Source organism: Occultella aeris, from assembly GCF_902703175.1.
GTDB lineage: Bacteria > Actinomycetota > Actinomycetes > Actinomycetales > Beutenbergiaceae > Occultella > Occultella aeris.
In genome coordinates this window covers 94940-113121 of the sequence record NZ_CACRYJ010000028.1, presented here as the reverse complement: position 1 = coordinate 113121, position 18182 = coordinate 94940, and the positions used below count along the sequence as shown (strand labels likewise).

General features: G+C 70.2%; 18 protein-coding genes. 11 read left to right on the top strand and 7 right to left on the bottom strand.

The annotated features are described in order from the left end of the window. Positions 1–52: 52 nt before the first annotated feature. Complete coding sequence (locus tag HALOF300_RS10395) at positions 53–1030, bottom strand: class I SAM-dependent methyltransferase (RefSeq protein WP_197522455.1); 978 nt, start codon at positions 1028–1030, stop codon at positions 53–55. A 129-nt stretch (positions 1031–1159) separates the two neighbouring features. Next, a complete protein-coding gene (gene msrA / locus HALOF300_RS10390) occupies positions 1160–1852 on the bottom strand; it encodes a peptide-methionine (S)-S-oxide reductase MsrA (protein ID WP_231955223.1) in 693 nt (230 codons plus the stop codon). 139 nt (positions 1853–1991) lie between these two features. On the opposite strand from msrA, the gene HALOF300_RS10385 reads away from it, so the two are divergent. Beyond that, the gene (locus HALOF300_RS10385; protein WP_156740878.1) at positions 1992–3215 is read left to right on the top strand and encodes an AI-2E family transporter; all 1224 of its coding nucleotides are present in this window, start codon (positions 1992–1994) and stop codon (positions 3213–3215) included. Positions 3216–3225: 10 nt separating this feature from the next. Next, complete coding sequence (gene ilvA, locus HALOF300_RS10380; RefSeq protein ID WP_156740877.1) at positions 3226–4428, top strand: threonine ammonia-lyase; 1203 nt, start codon at positions 3226–3228, stop codon at positions 4426–4428. Between the two features lie 77 nt (positions 4429–4505). Here ilvA and greA read toward each other — a convergent pair whose 3' ends face one another. Next, the gene (gene greA, locus HALOF300_RS10375) at positions 4506–5021 is read right to left on the bottom strand and encodes a transcription elongation factor GreA (protein WP_156740904.1); all 516 of its coding nucleotides are present in this window, start codon (positions 5019–5021) and stop codon (positions 4506–4508) included. Between the two features lie 540 nt (positions 5022–5561). Between greA and HALOF300_RS10370 the strand changes: the two genes are divergently transcribed. From HALOF300_RS10370 to HALOF300_RS10360, 3 genes are read left to right on the top strand one after another with little or no spacing between them, the layout of a single operon-like run. Beyond that, on the top strand, positions 5562–6998 hold the full coding sequence (locus HALOF300_RS10370) for a hypothetical protein (RefSeq protein WP_156740876.1): 1437 nt from the start codon (positions 5562–5564) through the stop codon (positions 6996–6998). 8 nt (positions 6999–7006) lie between these two features. Further along, positions 7007–8113, top strand: coding sequence for a hypothetical protein (locus HALOF300_RS10365; RefSeq protein WP_156740875.1), 1107 nt, complete (start codon positions 7007–7009; stop codon positions 8111–8113). Next, a complete protein-coding gene (locus HALOF300_RS10360) occupies positions 8110–8478 on the top strand; it encodes a hypothetical protein (RefSeq protein WP_156740874.1) in 369 nt (122 codons plus the stop codon). The genes HALOF300_RS10365 and HALOF300_RS10360 overlap by 4 nt, the downstream gene beginning before the upstream one ends. Before the next feature lie 24 nt (positions 8479–8502). Here HALOF300_RS10360 and HALOF300_RS10355 read toward each other — a convergent pair whose 3' ends face one another. Then, positions 8503–8934, bottom strand: a complete 432-nt coding sequence (locus tag HALOF300_RS10355) for a DUF4307 domain-containing protein (protein WP_197522454.1) — start codon at positions 8932–8934, stop codon at positions 8503–8505. A gap of 93 nt (positions 8935–9027) precedes the next feature. Between HALOF300_RS10355 and mca the strand changes: the two genes are divergently transcribed. Genes mca through HALOF300_RS10340 form a run of 3 tightly spaced genes read left to right on the top strand, consistent with a single transcriptional unit; the run spans position 9028 to position 11014 of the window. After that, complete coding sequence (mca, locus tag HALOF300_RS10350; protein WP_456299649.1) at positions 9028–9906, top strand: mycothiol conjugate amidase Mca; 879 nt, start codon at positions 9028–9030, stop codon at positions 9904–9906. Beyond that, positions 9906–10172 (top strand): hypothetical protein, encoded by a 267-nt coding sequence (locus tag HALOF300_RS10345; RefSeq protein WP_156740872.1) that lies wholly within the window; start codon positions 9906–9908, stop codon positions 10170–10172. The genes mca and HALOF300_RS10345 overlap by 1 nt, the downstream gene beginning before the upstream one ends. Then, entirely contained in the window at positions 10169–11014 is an 846-nt protein-coding gene (locus HALOF300_RS10340; RefSeq protein WP_156740871.1) for a nitrilase-related carbon-nitrogen hydrolase, read from the top strand. The genes HALOF300_RS10345 and HALOF300_RS10340 overlap by 4 nt, the downstream gene beginning before the upstream one ends. Before the next feature lie 22 nt (positions 11015–11036). Here the strand turns inward: HALOF300_RS10340 and HALOF300_RS10335 are convergent, their stop codons facing one another. Together HALOF300_RS10335 and trhA are read right to left on the bottom strand one after the other, a co-directional pair. Then, entirely contained in the window at positions 11037–11999 is a 963-nt protein-coding gene (locus HALOF300_RS10335) for a PPK2 family polyphosphate kinase (protein ID WP_156740870.1), read from the bottom strand. A gap of 54 nt (positions 12000–12053) precedes the next feature. Further along, positions 12054–12770, bottom strand: coding sequence for a PAQR family membrane homeostasis protein TrhA (gene trhA / locus HALOF300_RS10330; RefSeq protein ID WP_156740869.1), 717 nt, complete (start codon positions 12768–12770; stop codon positions 12054–12056). Between the two features lie 185 nt (positions 12771–12955). Between trhA and HALOF300_RS10325 the strand changes: the two genes are divergently transcribed. From HALOF300_RS10325 to HALOF300_RS10315, 3 genes are all read left to right on the top strand, one after another. Beyond that, positions 12956–13717, top strand: coding sequence for an isoprenyl transferase (locus tag HALOF300_RS10325; protein WP_154795335.1), 762 nt, complete (start codon positions 12956–12958; stop codon positions 13715–13717). Between the two features lie 357 nt (positions 13718–14074). After that, positions 14075–15427, top strand: a complete 1353-nt coding sequence (locus tag HALOF300_RS10320) for a PhoH family protein (protein WP_156740902.1) — start codon at positions 14075–14077, stop codon at positions 15425–15427. A gap of 117 nt (positions 15428–15544) precedes the next feature. After that, on the top strand, positions 15545–17086 hold the full coding sequence (locus tag HALOF300_RS10315) for a UDP-N-acetylglucosamine 1-carboxyvinyltransferase (protein ID WP_156740868.1): 1542 nt from the start codon (positions 15545–15547) through the stop codon (positions 17084–17086). Positions 17087–17233: 147 nt separating this feature from the next. On the opposite strand, the gene HALOF300_RS10310 is transcribed toward HALOF300_RS10315, so the two are convergent. Further along, positions 17234–17998, bottom strand: coding sequence for a class I SAM-dependent methyltransferase (locus HALOF300_RS10310; RefSeq protein WP_156740867.1), 765 nt, complete (start codon positions 17996–17998; stop codon positions 17234–17236). Positions 17999–18182 lie beyond the last annotated feature (184 nt).

The window sequence follows — 18182 nt, the reverse complement described above, 5'->3', positions numbered from 1 at the left end:
GCACGGGCCGCCCGGACCAGATGGTCCGGGCGGCCCGTCCGTGTATGCCTGGCTACTTGCGCAGACCGAGCCGACGCAGCACTCGCCCGACCTGTGAGCGGATACGGCGGGTCACCGGGACTGCGCCGGACGTGGCGTGGTCCCTGACCGGTTCGGCGTCGCCGTCCACCGCGTCCTCACCACGGACAAGGATCACCAGGGCCTGCGGGAAGAGGACGTTCGCGGGCACCCACTCCACGATCGAGAAGCCGGCCGAGCCCCAGACCCGCTTGACGTACTCGACGGGCGCCGCTGCCCAGCCGTAGTAGTCGCCGGTGCGAACCTCGCCGCCGCCGCTGCCGGCGAACTGGATCTCGCCCCGGTCGAAGCCTGCGCGCGCGGCGTCGACATCCTCGAACGTCGTCGCCAGCGACGTGGCGAAGTCGTCGGCCTCGCCCGCCTCCACGGCCGCCCGGGCACCGGCGACCTGACCCATGAACTGGTCGTCCAGGACCGTGATCGCCACGACCCCTCCCGGCCGCACGACGCGCGCGAACTCCTTCGCCCACGCTTCGTGCGCGGGGCCGGACAGGTGCGAGAACACGCTGAACGCCACGGCGAGGTCGAACCTGCCCCGCCCGAGGACCGTGGGTGGGAACGGGTCGACGGTCATCGCGTTGATGCCGGGCAGCGTCACGTTGACCAGCGTGGTCATCTCCGGATCCACGTCGAGGGCGTGGATGTGCGTCGGCTCGGTCTTCGCGAGCAGGAACCGTGAGATGCGGCCCCAGCCCGAGCCGAAGTCGATGATGTGCTTAGCGTCGGCGACACCGGATCCGGTGTGCTTCGTGGCCATCTGGTCGACGACCTTGACGAACGTCTCGGCCTCGCTGTAGGCGGCTTCGTAGGAGAGGCCGACGAACTTCTGCTGGATCTCCTGCGGCGGGTTCGGAGGGGTCGCCGCTGCGACGTCGATCGCCTCCGGCAGGGCCTCGAGTGACGGCGCTGATGAGAACTTCAGCACCCGGTCCGAATGGGGGGAGTCTGCCACGTCTGGCCTTTCCTCGTCGAAGAGCGTTCGGCGCCACAGTAGCCGGTCGCTGCGCCCCGGACCGGACATCGGCACGGCGACCCGCCGCGCCGCCCGGGCCATCGCCGGCACGGGCGGCGCTCGGCCGGATCAGGAGACCGAGGGCGGCGCGATGTCCGTCTGGGCCGGCAGCTGGTCCTGGCGCAGGATCCCGATCGGGCAGCTCATCCCGTTCGGACCGTGGTTGCAGTAGCCACCCGGGTTCCTGTCGAGGTACTGCTGGTGGTAGCCCTCGGCGTAGTAGAAGGTGCCCGCGTCGACGGCCGGGGCGAGCTCGGTGGTGATTTCACCGAAGCCGTGCTCGCGGACGACGGTGTTGAACGCCTCCCGGCTGGCGCGCACCAGCGCCTCATCGGCCGCGTCACTCCAGTAGATCGCCGAGCGGTACTGGGTGCCCACGTCGTTGCCCTGGCGGTTGCCCTGGGTCGGGTCGTGGTTCTCCCAGAACTCGGCCAGGATCCGTTCCAGCGAGATCTGCTTCGGGTCGTAGGCGACGATGACCGCCTCGGTGTGCCCGGTGCGGCCGGTGCACACCTCGTCGTAGGTGGGGTTGGGCGAGTAGCCACCCATGTATCCGGCGGCTGTGGTCACGACGCCGGGCAGGCGCCAGAAGATCCGCTCCGCACCCCAGAAACACCCCATCGCCAGGTAGACCGTCCGAGTGCCTTCGGGCCAAGGGCCCTGCAGCGGGGTACCGAGCACGGTGTGGGTCGCCGGGACCTGGTAGAGCGGGCGCTCGTGGCCCTCCATCGCGTCGTCGCGGCTGACCATCGCCGTTCGCATGCGTGCTCCGAAGATCATCCCTAGTGCCTCGTTTCCGTCGCTGCGCCGATCCGGCGCGTTGTTGACAACACTGCGCTCACGTCACCTGTTCCGGCCCCGGCGGGCCGTAGTCTGATGGCCGGAACCTTGGAAGGACACCATGTCGAACGATGACCGCGGCGGTGCCGCAGACCCTGAGGTCGGGCACGTTCCTGAACCTAGCCCGGATGTGCCGGAGGACGTCGATGGGCAGAACGTCCCCACCGATGAGCCCGAGCAGAGGGCGCCGGTGCTGAAGACCTATAAGGGGCCGGTACCGCCGCCGGTGACCGCTGCTGCGGCGTGGTCCTGGCGTCTGGTGGTGATCGTGGCTGCCGTTGCGCTGGTCGGCGTGGCCCTCGTCCAGATCAAGACCGTCGCGATCCCCGTTCTCGTGGCCGCCCTCCTGACCGCACTGCTGTCGCCGGTCACGAACTGGCTGAGTCACCGGGTCCGGTTGCCGCGGACGCTGGCGGTGGTCGCGACCCTGTTGCTGGTGGTGCTGTTCCTCGGGGGGCTGCTGACGCTCGCGGGCAGGTCGGTGATCAGCGGGTTCGCCGACCTTGCCGACACCGCCTGGGACGGGATCGAGACCGGGATCGCCTGGCTGAGCTCGGGCCCCCTCGCGCTCAGCGAGGAGACCATCAACTCCTACGTCGATGCACTGCAGCAACAGCTCTCCACGAACATCGACTCGATCCTGTCCGGGGCGTTGTCGGTGACCACGTCCGTCGGGCACGTGCTGGCCGGTGCGCTGATCGCCCTGTTCTGCCTCTTCTTCTTCCTCAAGGAGGGCACCACGATCTGGGGCTGGATCGTCCGGCTGTTCCCCAGGGTCGCGCGGGAGCAGGTCGCCGGCGCCGGGATGCGGGGCTGGACCAGCCTGAGCGTGTACGCGCGGACGCAGATCGTCGTCGCGTTCATCGACGGTGTCGGCATCGGCCTGGGTGCCTGGCTCCTCGGGGTGCCGCTGGCCCTGCCCCTCGGCATCCTGGTCTTCCTCGGCTCATTCATCCCGATCATCGGCGCGGTGCTCACCGGCGCCGTTGCCGTTGCCGTCGCCCTCGTGGACCAGGGACCGTTCCGGGCGCTGATCATGCTGGCGATCGTGCTCGGGGTGCAGCAGCTCGAGAGCCACTTCTTCCAGCCGATCCTGATGAGCAGGGCGCTGAAGCTGCACCCGGTCGCGGTGCTGCTAGCGGTCGCGACCGGCACGCTGATCGGCGGGATCGTCGGGGCGCTGTTCGCGGTGCCGATCGTGGCCGTCGTCAACGCGGTGATGAACTACCTGAACCACCCGGGCGCCGCCGACCCGGACCTGATAGAAGTGACGGCGAAGACATGAGGGCGGGAGCATGACCGTCGACCTCGCGAGGATCCGGGCTGCTGCCGCCGAGCTCGAGGGCGTGATCCAGCGGACCCCGATCCAGTACAGCGGGGCACTCAGCGCGATCGCCGGCACCGAGGTCTGGCTCAAGTGCGAGAACCTGCAGACGGGCGGCTCGTTCAAGATCCGCGGTGCCTACACCCGCATGCTCCGGCTGTCCCCGGAACAGAAGGCCGCCGGGGTGCTCGCCGCGAGTGCCGGCAACCACGCCCAGGGGGTTGCCCTCGCTGCCCGGATGCTCGGCATCCCCGCGACCATCTACATGCCCGTCGGAGCGGCCCTGCCGAAGCTGGCGGCGACCCGCGGTTACGGGGCCGAGGTCCGTCTCCACGGCGCGACCGTGGGGGAGGCGCTCCTGGAGGCCCGCGCGGAGGCCGAACGGACCGGACGTGAGGTGATCCACCCGTTCGACCACGAGGACATCGTGACCGGCCAGGCCACCATCGCGCTGGAGATCGCGGAGCAGGTCCCGACCGTGCGCACCGTGCTGGTGCCCACCGGCGGCGGCGGCCTGCTCGCAGGGGTGGCGACGGCACTGCACGAGATCCTCGGCACCGGCATCGAGGTGGTGGGCGTCCAGGCCGAGGGGGCGGCAGCGTACCCAGGCTCGATCAGCGCCGGGCACCCGGTCGCGTTGGCCACGATGAAGACCATGGCCGACGGGATCGCGATCGGCGAGCCCGGGAGGATCCCGCTCGAGATCGTCCGCCGCGAGGTGCGGCAGGTGGATCTGGTCAGCGAGGAGGACCTGAACCGCGCGATGCTCCTGCTCGCCGAACGGGCCAAGCTGGTCGTGGAGCCATCGGGCGCCGCGGGGGTGGCGGACCTGCTCGCCCGGCCCGGCGTGCATGAGGGGCCGATCGTGGTGATCCTCTCCGGCGGCAACATCGACCCGTTGGTCCTGATGAAGGTGCTCCAGCACGGGATGGTGGCCGCCGGGCGCTACCTGCAGGTGCACGTGCGCGTGCCGGACACCCCCGGGAACCTCGCCGGGCTGCTCCGGGACCTGGCCGGCCTCGGGGCGAACGTGCTGGACGTGGCGCATGTGCGCACGGCGGCGGGCCTCGCCGTGGACGAGGTGGACATCGCGGTCGAATGTGAGACCAAGGGGCCCGATCACTGCACCGACGTGGTCCGCTCGCTCACCGACCGCGGCTATCGGGTGCGGTAGGCCGCAGACGCCGCTGCCCGCCGGACCGGGTGGTCGAGCGGGCAGCGGGGCGTCGCCGGGCCGGGCCCGACGGGCGGTCAGCCTGCGAAGGGCTTCGCCTTGGTGATCTTGACCTTGACCGTCGTGCCGTTCGGAGTCTTGTACTCGACGGTCTCGCCCGTCTTGTGACCGAGGATGGCCGTGCCGAGGGGAGAGCTCGCGGAGTAGACGTCGAGGTCGGTGTCGCCGGCGACCTCGCGGGATCCGAGGAGGAAGGTCATCTTCTCGCCGCCGACGGTGGCCGTGACCACCATGCCGGGCTCGACGATGCCGTCGTCGGCCGGGGCTTCACCGACCTGGGCGCCGCGGAGCAGCTCGTCGAGCTGTCGGATGCGGGCCTCCTGCTTCGCCTGCTCCTCGCGGGCGGCGTGGTATCCGCCGTTCTCCTTGAGGTCTCCCTCTTCGCGGGCCGACTCGATCTTGTCGGCGATCTCGGTCCGTCCCTCGCCCACGAGGTGGTCGTACTCGGCCTTGAGACGGTCGTAACTGTCCTGCGTAAGCCACGTGGTTTCGGACACGGTTCCTCCTTCATCTACGTTCGAGCCCCAGCGCATGACCACGACAGTCAGGTCACAGGCGGGCGAGAGTTCCATTTGCCCGGGCTGGATGCCGTTGCGGACCGCACCGGGGCGGTGGAAAAGGTCAATTATACCTGTCGGGCGCATTCTCGTGGCCAATGGATAGTTCGATCCATGCCCTGAGACCTCGGATCGAGCGGTGCCACCGACCCGTCACGATAGGCTGGCTGCGGCCGATCAGGGCCTCGATGGAGCCGAATCGAGAGGGGGCGCGCCATGAGTCACGTGGCACCGCCGCCCGGGCCCGATCCGGCCCGTCCTCACGATCCCGGTGGTGCCGCGACGCCCGGGACGTCCGAGAGGTCGGCGGCGCCCCAGTGGATCCCGCCGGGCCCGCCGAGCCCCTACGTCCAGGCCCAGCCGGCGCCGCGGCCGGGCGCTCACTTCCCGGAACCCGCTCGGCGTGTCGCAGCGCCGTCCGGCGCGGCGAACGGAGGGTGGTCGCCACCGGGCGGAGCCAGACCGTCGGCACAGCCCCAGGGCCCGACACAGTCCTACGGGTACCGCTACCGCGACATGCCCGCCTACCCGGCGCCGCACTTCCCCCAGCAGGCACCACCACCGCCGCGCCGACGTGGCGGACCGCTGCCCGGCTGGGTGATGGCCCTCGGCGCCGTCCTGGTGGTCGCCCTCGTGGTGCTCGCCTCGCTGGTCTTCATCCAGGACCGCAACGCCGGCCCGACGGCGGGTCCCGACCCGGGCACGATGCCCACCGACGACGGGTACGGTCGCCCGAACACCGAACCCGACGGTCGCTTCACCGGCACCCACCTGAGCGAGCAGCTCAACGCCGCGCTCGCGGCGCGGGACCGGGACCTGTTCTTCAGCTACGTGGGCGGCGACGCCGTCGCACCGCTGTCGCTGTGGTGGGACAACATGGAGATCCTCGGCTGGAGCCGCGGCGTGTTCTCGATGCAGGGCCTGCAGAACGCCAACTACCGGGACAACACGGCCATCCAGAGCGTCCAGCTCGGCGCGGTGACCGCGGGCTCGCCCACCATCCCGACCGACTCCGACCACCCGGACGCCGGCCGAGCCTACGCACCGGTGAACGACTACCGCGCCACGATCGCCGTCAGCGACGACGGCGCGAGCGGGCTGATCACCGGCTGGGAGGTCGAGGACGACCCGGCGCCGTGGGACCTCGAGCCGCTCTACGCCGTGATCACGGAGCACTCGGTGGTGGCCGGCTACGAGGACGAGTCGGAACTGGTCGACTCCGTCGCCGAGGCCGCCGAGGAGAGTGCGCGATGGGTCGTCGAGCGGTACGAGAGCGAGACGGGGGTCGCGAACGCCCAGCGGTTCCTCTCCTTCTACAGCGACGACATGGACCGCTTCAACAGCTGGTTCATCAACCCGGACGAGATCGACGGCTGGACCGGGGACCGGGCGGGCACCCTGTTCCCCCAGGCGCGGCCGTTCCCGAGCGCAGGTGTGCCGGACGACATCGCCTCCGGTGGCTGGGACGCCACGGCCGGCGGCATCGTCACGGTCGGACCCAACGGACTCGCGTACGGGATCGCGGACACCCAGGACACGATCACGCACGAGTTCATCCACGCGATCCATGAGGTCAACGTGCCCCGGGCGGCCTACGCCGGGCCCATCGTCACCGAGGGCTGGGCCACGTACAACGAGTCGCTGTTCCAGGGGCACGGCACCTACGCCACCCGGCTGAGCTACACCGGCCGGGTGCTCCGGGGCTGTGTGGAGGACATGGACGGCTCGTTCCCGTCGCCAGGGGACTTCGACGATGTCGACGACGTCAGTTGCGCCTACGCCCTCAGTGGCAGCGTGTACGCCTATGCCGACTCGCTCGGCATCGATGTGTTCGAGCTGTCCGACACCGCCCTCGAGACCGGGGACTCCCTGACCGAGACGGCGGGCGAGATCGGGGACGTCGAGCTGACCGAGGACGGTTGGGCGGGCTGGCTCGGGTCGAACTTCGGCTAGCGCCTCACATGCCCGACCAGCAGACCCCGCCCGCACCGGCCGCGCTCCCGCCACCACGTCGGACGCGGTCGAGCGCCGGCCGCCTCGTCGTGTTGCTCTTGGTGCTGGTCCTCGGGGTGCCGGTCATCGGGTTCACGCTGGTCCGCCTCGCGGTGGGCCCGGGGCCTGATGGCGCCGGCGGCGGTCCGACCGTCGGCAGCCCTTCGCCGCCGACCGACCGGACACCAGCGGCCGACCCGTACCCGAGCAGCGGGTCGTTCACGGGCTCCGACCTGGAACTGGCGCTCAACGTCGCCCTTGCGAGCCGGGACCGGTCGGCCTTCTTCTCCCGCGTCGAAGGTGCCGCCGTCGAGCCGCTGAACCTCTGGTGGGACAACATGGACCGGATCGGCTGGTCCGAGGGTGCTCTCTCGATCCTCGGGCCGGAGTCCGTCGGGTACGCCGACCACACCGCAACGGTCACGGTGACCCTGGGGGCGGCCATGACCTTCTCGCCGAGGGTGCCCTCCGGTACCGATCATCCCGACGCCGGGCTGACCTACGTGCAGAGCCTGCGGTACAGCGCCACCATCCGGGTCACCGACGGCGGCGCCGACGGCGTGATCAGCGAGTGGGGCACCTACGAGCAGGTCGCACCGTGGGACGTCGAACCGCTGTACGTGGTGCAGACCGAGCACGCCGTGATCGCCGGGTACCAGGACGAGTCGGCGCTGGTCGACCGGGTCGCCACCCTGGCCGAGTCCGCAGCGGCCTACATCATCGAAGCGTACGAACACGAACGCGGCTACGCGCCGGTGCAGCGGATGCCGCTGTTCGTCAGTGAGGACGCCGCGCGCTTCGATCTCTGGTTCTCGTCCTCCGAGCCCGCGCCGATCTCCGACTGGTGGCCGGACCGCTCGGGCACGAACTTCACCCTGGCCAGTCCTGCCGCCACGGCAGGACTCGGCGCCCACGTCGCGACGGGCGGGGATGCCGGTGGTGTGGTCACCATCGGACCGAGCGGGATCCTCCACGGGGACACGTTCCTGCGCTCGACGATGGCGCACGAGTTCGCGCACACCGTGGCTGCGGCGATGCTGCCGGACCGGACCGGACCGGCCGGGACCGCACGGTGAGCGAGGGTTGGGCGACGTTCCTGGAGGGCCGGTTCGAGAGCGACGGCAGGGAGTTCGCCCCGAACGGCGTGTTCGGCAACTGGGACACCCCGATCGGGGCGCGGATCAGGCAGTGCTACCCGACCCGGTTCACGGGCCGGTTCCCGGTGGACACCGACTTCGTGGACGTGGAGACCTCCAACTGCGCCTACGCGATCGCGGCGACGGTCTACTCCTACGCGACGACGATCGGGATCAACTTCTACGCGTTGGCGGAGACGGCCGAACGCAACGACCAGACCCTGCCGCAGGCCGCGCGGACGCTCGGCGGGCCCGAACTCGACGAGACCGGCTGGGCCGCGTTCGTCGCCGAGCACTGGGGCTGAGCCCACTCCGGCCGGTGCAGCCGCTCAGTCGGTGAGGGTGCAGGCGCGGACCAGGCCGGTGGTGGCCAGTTCACTGGTCGCCACCTCGGACGTGATCCGGACCGTGCCCGCGGACTGCGGGCCGATCTCCACCTCGAGCAGCCCGACCTGGCCGTAGCCGGTGCTGAGTGCCTCCAGCGTGCACATCGCGGTGCGCTCGGCCGGCTTCGTGACGTCGAAGGTCACCCGAACCGACTCGGCGTCCACCACGTGGAAGCCGACGTCGCGGCTGTCCACAGAGGGAGCGAACATGTCGATGGCGATCCAGACCAGGATCGCGATCCCGGCGGCGGCCAGCGCCCCGATCAGGACACGTGCCCGCAGACGGCGCGCACCGTCGTCGGACCGACGACCGTAACGGTCCGCGAGCAGGGCCGACGAAGGTTCGTTCTCGGCCCGGGCCGGTGCCTGCACCACGCGTACCATCCTTAGACTGGGGGTCGCCCGCGCGCGGAGTTCCGCCGCGCGCCTTCGTGCCCATTGTCCCACCGCCGATCCCAGGAGGATCACTTGGCTGCGCAGAACCTGCGGCTCATGGCCGTGCACGCCCACCCCGACGACGAATCGAGCAAGGGCGCGGCGACCATGGCGCGGTACGCCGCCGAGGGCGTGGAAGTCCTCGTCGTCACCTGCACCGGTGGCGAACGCGGTGACATCCTGAACCCGCGACTCGAGAATGATCCTGAGGTGCTCCGGGACATGCCCGGCTACCGGCGCCGGGAGATGGCTGCCGCGGCGGCCGCGCTCGGTGTCTCGCAGCGGTGGCTCGGCTTCGTGGACTCCGGCCTGCCCGAGGGAGACCCGCTGCCCCCGCTGCCGCCGGGGTGCTTCGGCCTCGAGCCGCTCGAGGTGACCACCGAGGCCCTCGTCCGGGTGGTCCGGGAGTTCCGACCGCACGTGATGACCACCTACAACGAGAACGGTGGCTACCCCCATCCGGACCACATCATGACCCACCGGGTCTCGGCCGCGGCCTTCGACGCCGCCGCCGACCCGGACGCGTTCCCGAGTGCCGGCCCGGCCTGGGAGATCGCCAAGCTGTACTACGACCACGGCTTCTCCCGCGCCCGGGTCACCGCGATCCATGAGGCGACCCTGGCCGCCGGCAAGGAGTCGCCGTACGCCGACTGGCTGGAGCGCTGGGGGGACCGCGACGACCGCGCGGACAAGGTGACCACCCGGATCGAGTGCGCCGACTACTTCGACCAGCGCGACCGGGCCCTGCTCGCCCACGCCACCCAGATCGACCCCGACGGCTTCTTCTTCGCGGTGCCGCGGGAGATCGAGCGGGAGGCATGGCCGTTCGAGGAGTACGAGCTGGCCCGGGCCCGGCTCGAGACGGCCGTCCCCGAGACGGACCTGTTCGCGGGTATCAGGGAGACGGCGTGATGGCCTCGGCCGTGTCGATCCTCCCGCTTGTGCTTGCCGACGACATCCCGGACCCGAGCGTCGTCACGCCGGGCGTGGGCGGCTTCGCAGTGTTCTTCTTCCTCGCCGTGGTGCTGTTCTTCCTGGCCAGGTCCCTCGGCAAGCACATGCGGCGCGCCCGGACGAACGCCGCCACCCAGGAACGGGCCGACGGCGCGGCGCCCGGCACCGCCGACCCTGCTGAGCCCGCAGGCACCGCCGATCCGCCGGACGGCGCGAGGCCATGAGCACGCTCCCGGTGGCCGTGGCGCAGCTGAGCGCCGGTGCCGACCACGAGGAGAACGCCCGCCTGGCTGTCGCGACGATCGCGGACGCGGCCGCCAACGGGGCGAAACTGGTGGTGCTGCCCGAGTACAGCGCGGGCTGGGCGCCGCGGCTGAGTCTCGACCTGGCCCAGCCGGCCGACGGTCCGTTCGTGCGGGCCGTCGTCGCCGCCGCGCGGGACGCGGGCGTGCACGTCGTGGTCGGCACGATCGAGACAGGTCCGGTCGCAGGCGGCCCGACGGCGGCCCCGGGCCGGGCATCGAACGTCGCCGTCGCGATCGGTCCGGACGGGCGCGTGCTGGGCCGCTACGTCAAGGTGCACCTGTTCGACGCATTCGGAGTTCGCGAGTCGGACGTGCTCGCTCGCGGCGAACTCGGGCCGCAGAACACGCTCGTCCTCGACATCGACGGGTTCCAGGTGGGCATCGCCACCTGCTACGACCTGCGTTTCCCGGAGACGTTCCGGGTCCTGGCCGACGCGGGCGCGGACGCGCTCGTGGTGATCGCGGCCTGGGCCGCGGGTGACGGCAAGGTGGCGCAACTGCAGACCCTGGCCCGCGCCCGAGCCCTCGAGAACACGAGCTACCTGCTCCTGGCGAGCCAGAGCGGTCCCGGCCGCAGCGGGCACAGTGCTGTCATCGACCCGCTGGGGGTGCCGGTCGCCGAGGCGGACGCCGCGGACACGGTGACGCTGCGCGCGGACCTGGACTCCGCCGTCGTGAGCAGCGTCCGCGACGCGGTGCCCAGCCTGCGGCACCGCCGCTACCGGGTGGTGCCCGCCGACGTGGCGGAGGTCGACCACTAGGAACGGTCGACCACGAGGGCAACTACTTCTTCTTGCCCTTCCCCTTCTTCCCCTTCTTGTCCTTCTTGTGCTTCTTGCCGTGGCCGCCGCCACTGTCCTCGTTCTCGTGGGCCTCGTAGCCAGGGTCCGCCATGGTGGCGGCGAGGCGCGCCTTCTCCTTCTCGAGGTCGAAGTCCGCCTCGGGCCAGGACAGGTCGAGGCCGACCAGCGCCTGGTACAGCAACTCCGTGACCGCGATCCGTGCGTACCACTTGTGATCGGCCGGAACGACGTACCAGGGCGCCGCCTCGGTGGAGGTGCGTTCGAACATCTCCTGGTAGGCGTCCTGGAACTCGTTCCACTTGAGCCGCGTGTCCACGTCGCCGGGGTTGTACTTCCAGTGCTTGTCGGGGCGCTCGAGCCGTTCCCGCAGCCGTGCGCCCTGCTCCTCGTGGGAGACCATCAGGGCGACCTTGATCACGGTGGTGCCGGAGTTGATCACCTGCCGGTCGAACCTGTTCAGCTCGGCGTAGCGGCCCTCGTTCTCCTGCGCCGGCTCCAGCCCGTCCACCTTGACCACGAGCACCTGTTCGTAGTGGGACCGGTCGAACACGCCGATGCGCCCGGCCGGCGGGAGGGCCCGGCGGATCCGCCAGAGGTGGTGGTGCTTGCTCTCGGTCTCGGTGGGCACGCCGAACGACGCGAGGGCGACACCCTGCGGGTCGAGCATTCCGAGGACGTGCCGCACGATCCCACCCTTGCCGGAGGTGTCCAAGCCCTGCAGCACGAGCAGCACCGACCGGTCGCCGCCACTGCGACCGTGGGCGAACAGTCGCTCCTGGAGATCGGAGAGTTCCTCACCGCGGGCGGCCATGGTCGCCTCGGCCGCAGCCTTGCCCGCCGACCAGCCGGGCGTGGTGTCCCGGTCGAGGTCCGCGAGCGCGAAGTCCCGGCCCGCGCGGAGCAGCTCCACAGGTGATTCGTCCCAGTCAGCGTCCTTGGCCATGCGGATCTCCCTCGGCGGCGCGGCGGTGGTGGGCACAGCCTAGTGGCGCGCCGGTCACACCGCTGAGAACGCCGCCAGTGCGATCGCGATCGCGTGAGCGGAGTAGCCGATGACGGTCCCGGTGTGGAAGATCTCGTGGAATCCGAACCAGGTGGGGCTCGGGTTCGGACGCTTGAAGCCGTAGGCGGCCGCGCCGAGGGTGTAGCCGAGCCCGCCGACGATCACCAGGAGGGCGATGGCCGGCCCGCCGTTCGTCCAGAACGCCGGCAGGAAGCCCACCGCCACCCACCCGAGCGCCACGTATACCGGCACGTAGAACCACCGCGGTGCGCCGAGCCAGAAGATCCGGGCGAGCAGGCCGGCGACCGCGCCGCCCCACACGAGCCAGAGCAGCAGCGTGGCCGTGCCGGCCGGCAGGAGCAGGACTGCCAGCGGTGTGTAGGTACCGGCGATGACCAGGAAGATGTTCGCGTGGTCCATCCGCCGGAGCACCGCGAAGGCCCTCGGTGACCAGGTGCCGCGGTGGTAGACCGCGCTGGTGCCGAACATGATCACCGTGGTGAGTGCGAACACGGCGGTACTGATCTTGGCCGCCGGCGTGGTCGAGCCGACGACCAGAACGATGCCGACGACCAGCGCGATCGGGGCCATGATCGTGTGGATCCAGCCGCGCAGGCGCGGCTTTGCCTCGGGTGCCGGGACGGCGGGGGAGGCGACGGGGGTCTTGGCATTCACCGGAGGCGGGCGCCGGTGCGCTCTGGTGCGTGCCATGGAGGCCCTTCATCGTCTCGGTGCAGGTTGGGTCGGACCGTCGGAGGCAACAGTCCTTACGCCATCGTAGGTTACGCAAGCGTAGGTCCGCGCACCGGTCGAGAGTTGTAGCGTGTGCCTGCACCCCGAAGGTGCGAGGGACCATCGGGGTGCAGGCACCCACGCGAGGAGGAGCGGAAACCGAGATGCGGCCACCGAACTTCCTCTACGGCATCTACGAGCGCAAGCTCGCGAACCAGTTGCACGGCCGACCGGTACCGCATCACATCGGCGTGATGCTGGACGGGAACCGTCGCTGGGCACGCTCGGTGGGCCTGGAGACGGCGCAAGGTCATCAGGCCGGGGCGGACCGGATCACCGATCTGCTCACCTGGTGCGAGGAGGTGGGTGTCGGGGTCGTCACACTGTGGATGCTCTCCACCGACAACCTGCGGCGCGACCCCGCCGAGATCACCGACCTCCTCGAGATCATCGCCGCCACGGTCGCGAAGCTCGCCACAACCCGACGCTGGCGGTTGCGGATGGTCGGGGAGCTGGACCTGCTGCCGGAGGAGATCTCCGACCGGCTGCGCGCGGCCGAGGCCCTCACCGCGGATGTGGACGGGGTGCACGTCAACATCGCCGTCGGCTACGGCGGGCGCCACGAGATCGCGAACGCGGTGCGCTCGCTGATCAAGGAGTACACCGAGCAAGGACGCTCGCTCGAGGACCTCACCGACGCGGTCACCGTGGACAAGATTGCCGAGCACCTCTACACCAAGGGCCAGCCCGACCCCGACCTGGTCATCCGCACCTCCGGGGAGCAGCGGCTCGGTGGCTTCCTGCTCTGGCAGAGCGCGCACAGCGAGTTCTACTTCTGCGAGGCCTACTGGCCGGACTTCCGCCGGGTGGACTTCCTGCGCGCCCTGCGTTCCTTCGGTGAGCGAGAGCGGCGCCTCGGTCGCTGACGAGAGGGCGGGTCACTGCGAGCTGCTGAGGGCCCGAATGTGTCCGGGAGGTGAACTCTTCGCGGTTCGCCGCGCCACGCCGCGTCGCTCCCACGTGTAGCTCCGGTGCGGTCGTAGCGTGGTCATCACTGGGTGGCACTCCGGTCACCCACCGGGAGGCCAGCCCATGGAGCACACGCTCAGGTGGGAGAGGGGCCGCCGGCCCCTCGTCGGGCCGACCGCCCTCACCCCGCACCCGCAGCGCCGCAACGCGCAGCGGAGCAGGTCCATCTGGAGGAGCTACCAGTGACCCGTGAGTCCCTCGCGTTCGACGATCCGATCCCCGGCACATCGAAGGGCGGTGAGGGACTCCCCGGCGTGCTGCCGGTCCCCGATCCCCACGCCCCTGACGGCACCGACGGCGCACGCGTCACGTATGTCCTCGACACCTCGGTGTTGCTGTCCGACCCGCGCGCGATCTACCGGTTCGCCGAACACGACGTGGTGTTACCGATCGTCGTCATCACCGAGTTGGAGGCCAAGCGCCACCACCCCGAACTCGGCTACTTCGCCCGCAGCGCGCTGCGGATCCTCGACGACCTTCGGGTCAAGCACGGCAAGCTCGACGAACCCATCGCCGTCGGCGAGGCGGGCGGCACCGTCCGGGTCGAGCTGAACCACTCCGACCCTTCGATCCTGCCCTCGGGCCTGCGCCTGGGTGACAACGACACCCGGATCCTCTCCGTCGCGGCGAACCTTCGTTCCGAAGGGCTCACCGTCCGGGTGGTCTCCAAGGACCTGCCGATGCGGGTCAAGGCGTCGGCCGTCGGGATCCGGGCCGAGGAGTACCGGGCGCAACTGGCGGTCGACTCCGGCTGGCGGGGCATGTCCGAGGCCTCCGTCACCGAGTCGGAGATGGCCACGCTGTTCGGTGAGGAGCACCTCTCGATCGCGGACCTGGCGATCGGGGACGGCGTCCGGGACCTGCCGTGTCACACCGGGCTGGTGCTGCACTCGCCGCGCGGTTCGGGGCTCGGGCGGGTCACGCCGGACAAGCAGATCGCGCTGGTCCGTGGCGACCGGGACATCTTCGGGATGCACGGGCGCAGCGCCGAGCAGCGGATCGCGATCGACCTGCTGCTCGATCCGGAGATCGGCATCGTCTCCCTCGGGGGCCGGGCGGGGACGGGGAAGTCCGCGCTGGCCCTCTGTGCGGGGCTCGAGGCCGTGCTGGAGCGGCGCGAGCACCGGAAGGTGATGGTGTTCCGACCGCTGTACGCCGTCGGTGGCCAGGAGCTCGGCTACCTGCCGGGCAGTGAGGCCGAGAAGATGAACCCCTGGGCCCAGGCCGTCTTCGACACCCTCGGCGCGGTGGTCTCCTCGGAGGTCGTCGAGGAGGTCATGGACCGGGGCATGCTCGAGGTGCTCCCGCTCACGCACATCCGTGGCAGGTCCCTGCACGACGCGTTCGTGATCGTGGACGAGGCGCAGTCCCTCGAACGCAACGTGCTGCTCACGGTGCTGTCCCGGATCGGGCAGAGCTCGAGGGTGGTCCTCACCCACGACGTCGCCCAACGGGACAACCTCCGGGTGGGGCGTCACGACGGGGTCGCCGCCGTGATCGAGGCGTTGAAGGGGCACCCGCTGTTCGCCCACGTCACCCTGACCCGCTCCGAGCGGTCCCCGGTCGCGGCCCTGGTCACCGAGCTGCTGGAGGGCATCGAAACTTGATCTCCGGCGCCGACCTCATGCGCGCTGCGCATGAGGTCGGCGCCCGATCGGGCGACACGCACTGTGTTCCATGTCACTGAACCTCGCAATATCTCAGATGTGAGATATCGTGACGCCATGACCGTGATTGAAGAGACCGATACCTCCGTCGCCGAGATCGGCACCCTGATCCGTGGGGCTCGTCAGAACAAGGGCTTGACCCAGAGCCAGCTCGCCGAGCGCCTGAACACCTCGCAGAGCGCCATCGCCAGGATCGAGCAGGGCAGTCAGAACCTCTCCGTCGAGCTTCTCACCCGGATCAACCGCGCCCTGGAGGCCGATCTACTCTCCATCGGTGCGCCGCGCGCCTCGCACCTGCGGGTGACCGGCGGTCAGCAACTCTCCGGCACGATCACGGTCAAGTCGTCCAAGAACGGTGCCGTCGCCCTGCTCTGCGCCTCGCTGCTGAACCGGGGCCGGACCCGGCTGCGCGGCGTGGCCCGGATCGTCGAGGTCGACCGGATCGTCGACGTGCTCCGGTCCATCGGGGTCAAGGTCACCTGGTCCGCCGACGGCCATGACCTGGACATCGTCCCGCCCACCAACCTCGACCTGGACGCGATGGACGCCGACGCCGCGAAGCGCACCCGCAGCATCATCATGTTCCTCGGACCGCTGCTGAACCGGAACCCGGACTTCGAGCTGCCCTACGCCGGCGGTTGCGATCTCGGCACCCGGACCGTGGAGCCGCACATGATCGCACTGCGCCCGTTCGGGCTGGAGGTGGTGGCCACCTCCGGCGCGTACCACGCCACCGTCGCACCGGACCGCCCGCAGGACATCAAGGTGGTCCTCACCGAGCGCGGTGACACGGTCACCGAGAACGCCATCATGGCAGCGGCCCGGCACCCGGGTGTGACCACCATCCGCAACGCCAGCTCGAACTACATGGTCCAGGACCTGTGCTTCTATCTCGACCTGCTCGGGGTGCGGATCGACGGGGTGGGTACGACCACGCTGACGGTGCACGGCCTCGCCGACATCAACTCGGACGTCGACTACGCCCTGGCCGAGGACCCGATCGAGGCGATGAGCCTGCTCACGGCCGGGATCGTGACGCATTCCGAGATCACGGTGGCTCGGGTGCCGATCGAGTTCATGGAGATCGAGCTCGCCACCCTCGCCGAGATGGGTCTGCGGTACGTGCTCTCCGCGGAGTACCCCGCGGCGAACGGACGAACCCGCCTGGTTGACGTGACCGTCCAGCCGAGTGACCTGAGGGCGCCGATCGACAAGATCCATCCGATGCCCTTCCCCGGGCTGAACATCGACAACCTGCCGTTCTTCGCCGTCATCGCGGCCTGTGCCTCGGGGCACACGCTGATCCACGACTGGGTCTACGACAACCGGGCCATCCACCTGAGCGTCCTGACCCGCCTCGGCGCGGACGTGCGCCTGCTCGACCCGCACCGCCTCGACATCAACGGCCCGACGCACTGGTCCGGCGCCGAGGTGAGCTGCCCGCCCGCGCTGCGTCCCGCCGTCGTCATCCTGCTCGCCATGCTTGCCGCGAAGGGCACCTCCGTGCTGCGCGGGGTGGACATCATCGCCCGGGGCTACGAGCAGCTGCAGGAGCGACTGATCGAGCTCGGTGCCCAGATCGAGACATTCCGGGACTGATCCGGCGAGGCCACTCGTCCGCCCGGTGCGTACGTCATCGGTCGCTGCGGCCGAGCGAGAGGCGCGCACACCTACCCGGCATCGATCACGCACCGCCGTGGGCGGGATCCGGGTGGGCGCCCGGACCCCGCCGATGGCCGTCGGCCGCTAGTCGACGCGTCGGGCCCTGATCAGGAACCGCTGGCTGCGAACCTCGAACGCACCCGTGTTCTGGACCTGCTCGTGGATGCGGGCGAGCCCCTCACGGTGCCGGGTGACGTCGAAGTCAGGAACCTGCCAGGGCACGGCCCGGAGCTGGAACACGACTGCTCCAACGTCGAAGAAACGGGTGACCACAATCGCTTCGCGGACCTCGACCTCGTCGAGCCCTGCCGCTGCGAGGTCGGTGCGTAGGTCCTCGATCGAGGTGGCCGCACCTATCGGGGGTGCAGGCGGGACACCCAGGGCCTCGTTCAGCTCGACGTCGTTGCGTGCACCGACCTGTTGCGACAGCAGCCGGCCGCCAGGGGCAAGCACCCGGTGCGACTCGGCGGCCTCGAGGTGACCGTGGCGGTTGAGCACCAGGTCGAAGGCCTGGTCAGGTACAGGTAGCGATTCGTCGTGCCGTTCGACCACCTCCACCCCGAGCGGCCGCAAGCGCCGCTGCGCGACCTCGACGTTCGGACGGTGCGGCTCGATCGCGACACTCCCCTCAGGTGGGCACAGCGCGCTGAAGAACTCCCCACCCCCGGTGTCGACGTCGAGCACCCGATGCGCGCCGGTCACGAGCGACTGCGCCAGCGGGCAGTAGTCCCAGGGCAGATCACCCCCGCCGGTGCGATCGCGTAGGTACGAGAAGTCCCATCCGGTGATCGGGACAGCGGCGGCGGACTCGACCAGGTGGTCGAAGGTGTGACGCGGTGATTCAGACATGGTTCGAGTGATCCCTTCGTGATGATGGCGCGCTGACACGACCGCCTAGGAGGGCGGCGTGGGGCCAGCCGTGCATCGGCACGGTTCGGGATGGCCCGCAGCGCGTGGAGCTCTGGCGTGCGGGCTAGCTAGCTCGTCGGATCACCCGTCGGTTCTAGCACAAGCCGACCGCGGTCACCGCAGG

What these genes read in the sequence shown, in the direction of transcription:
- HALOF300_RS10335 (WP_156740870.1), bottom strand. Translation starts at nt 11,999, where the DNA reads ATGGCCAAGGACGCTGACTGGGACGAATCACCTGTGGAGCTGCTCCGC.
- HALOF300_RS10370 (WP_156740876.1), top strand. Translation starts at nt 5,562, where the DNA reads ATGCCCGCCTACCCGGCGCCGCACTTCCCCCAGCAGGCACCACCACCG.
- ilvA (WP_156740877.1), top strand. Translation starts at nt 3,226, where the DNA reads ATGACCGTCGACCTCGCGAGGATCCGGGCTGCTGCCGCCGAGCTCGAG.
- HALOF300_RS10310 (WP_156740867.1), bottom strand. Translation starts at nt 17,998, where the DNA reads ATGTCTGAATCACCGCGTCACACCTTCGACCACCTGGTCGAGTCCGCC.
- HALOF300_RS10365 (WP_156740875.1), top strand. Translation starts at nt 7,007, where the DNA reads ATGCCCGACCAGCAGACCCCGCCCGCACCGGCCGCGCTCCCGCCACCA.
- HALOF300_RS10345 (WP_156740872.1), top strand. Translation starts at nt 9,906, where the DNA reads ATGGCCTCGGCCGTGTCGATCCTCCCGCTTGTGCTTGCCGACGACATC.
- msrA (WP_231955223.1), bottom strand. Translation starts at nt 1,852, where the DNA reads ATGCGAACGGCGATGGTCAGCCGCGACGACGCGATGGAGGGCCACGAG.
- HALOF300_RS10325 (WP_154795335.1), top strand. Translation starts at nt 12,956, where the DNA reads ATGCGGCCACCGAACTTCCTCTACGGCATCTACGAGCGCAAGCTCGCG.
- HALOF300_RS10315 (WP_156740868.1), top strand. Translation starts at nt 15,545, where the DNA reads ATGACCGTGATTGAAGAGACCGATACCTCCGTCGCCGAGATCGGCACC.
- HALOF300_RS10385 (WP_156740878.1), top strand. Translation starts at nt 1,992, where the DNA reads ATGTCGAACGATGACCGCGGCGGTGCCGCAGACCCTGAGGTCGGGCAC.
- trhA (WP_156740869.1), bottom strand. Translation starts at nt 12,770, where the DNA reads ATGGCACGCACCAGAGCGCACCGGCGCCCGCCTCCGGTGAATGCCAAG.
- HALOF300_RS10340 (WP_156740871.1), top strand. Translation starts at nt 10,169, where the DNA reads ATGAGCACGCTCCCGGTGGCCGTGGCGCAGCTGAGCGCCGGTGCCGAC.
- greA (WP_156740904.1), bottom strand. Translation starts at nt 5,021, where the DNA reads ATGCGCTGGGGCTCGAACGTAGATGAAGGAGGAACCGTGTCCGAAACC.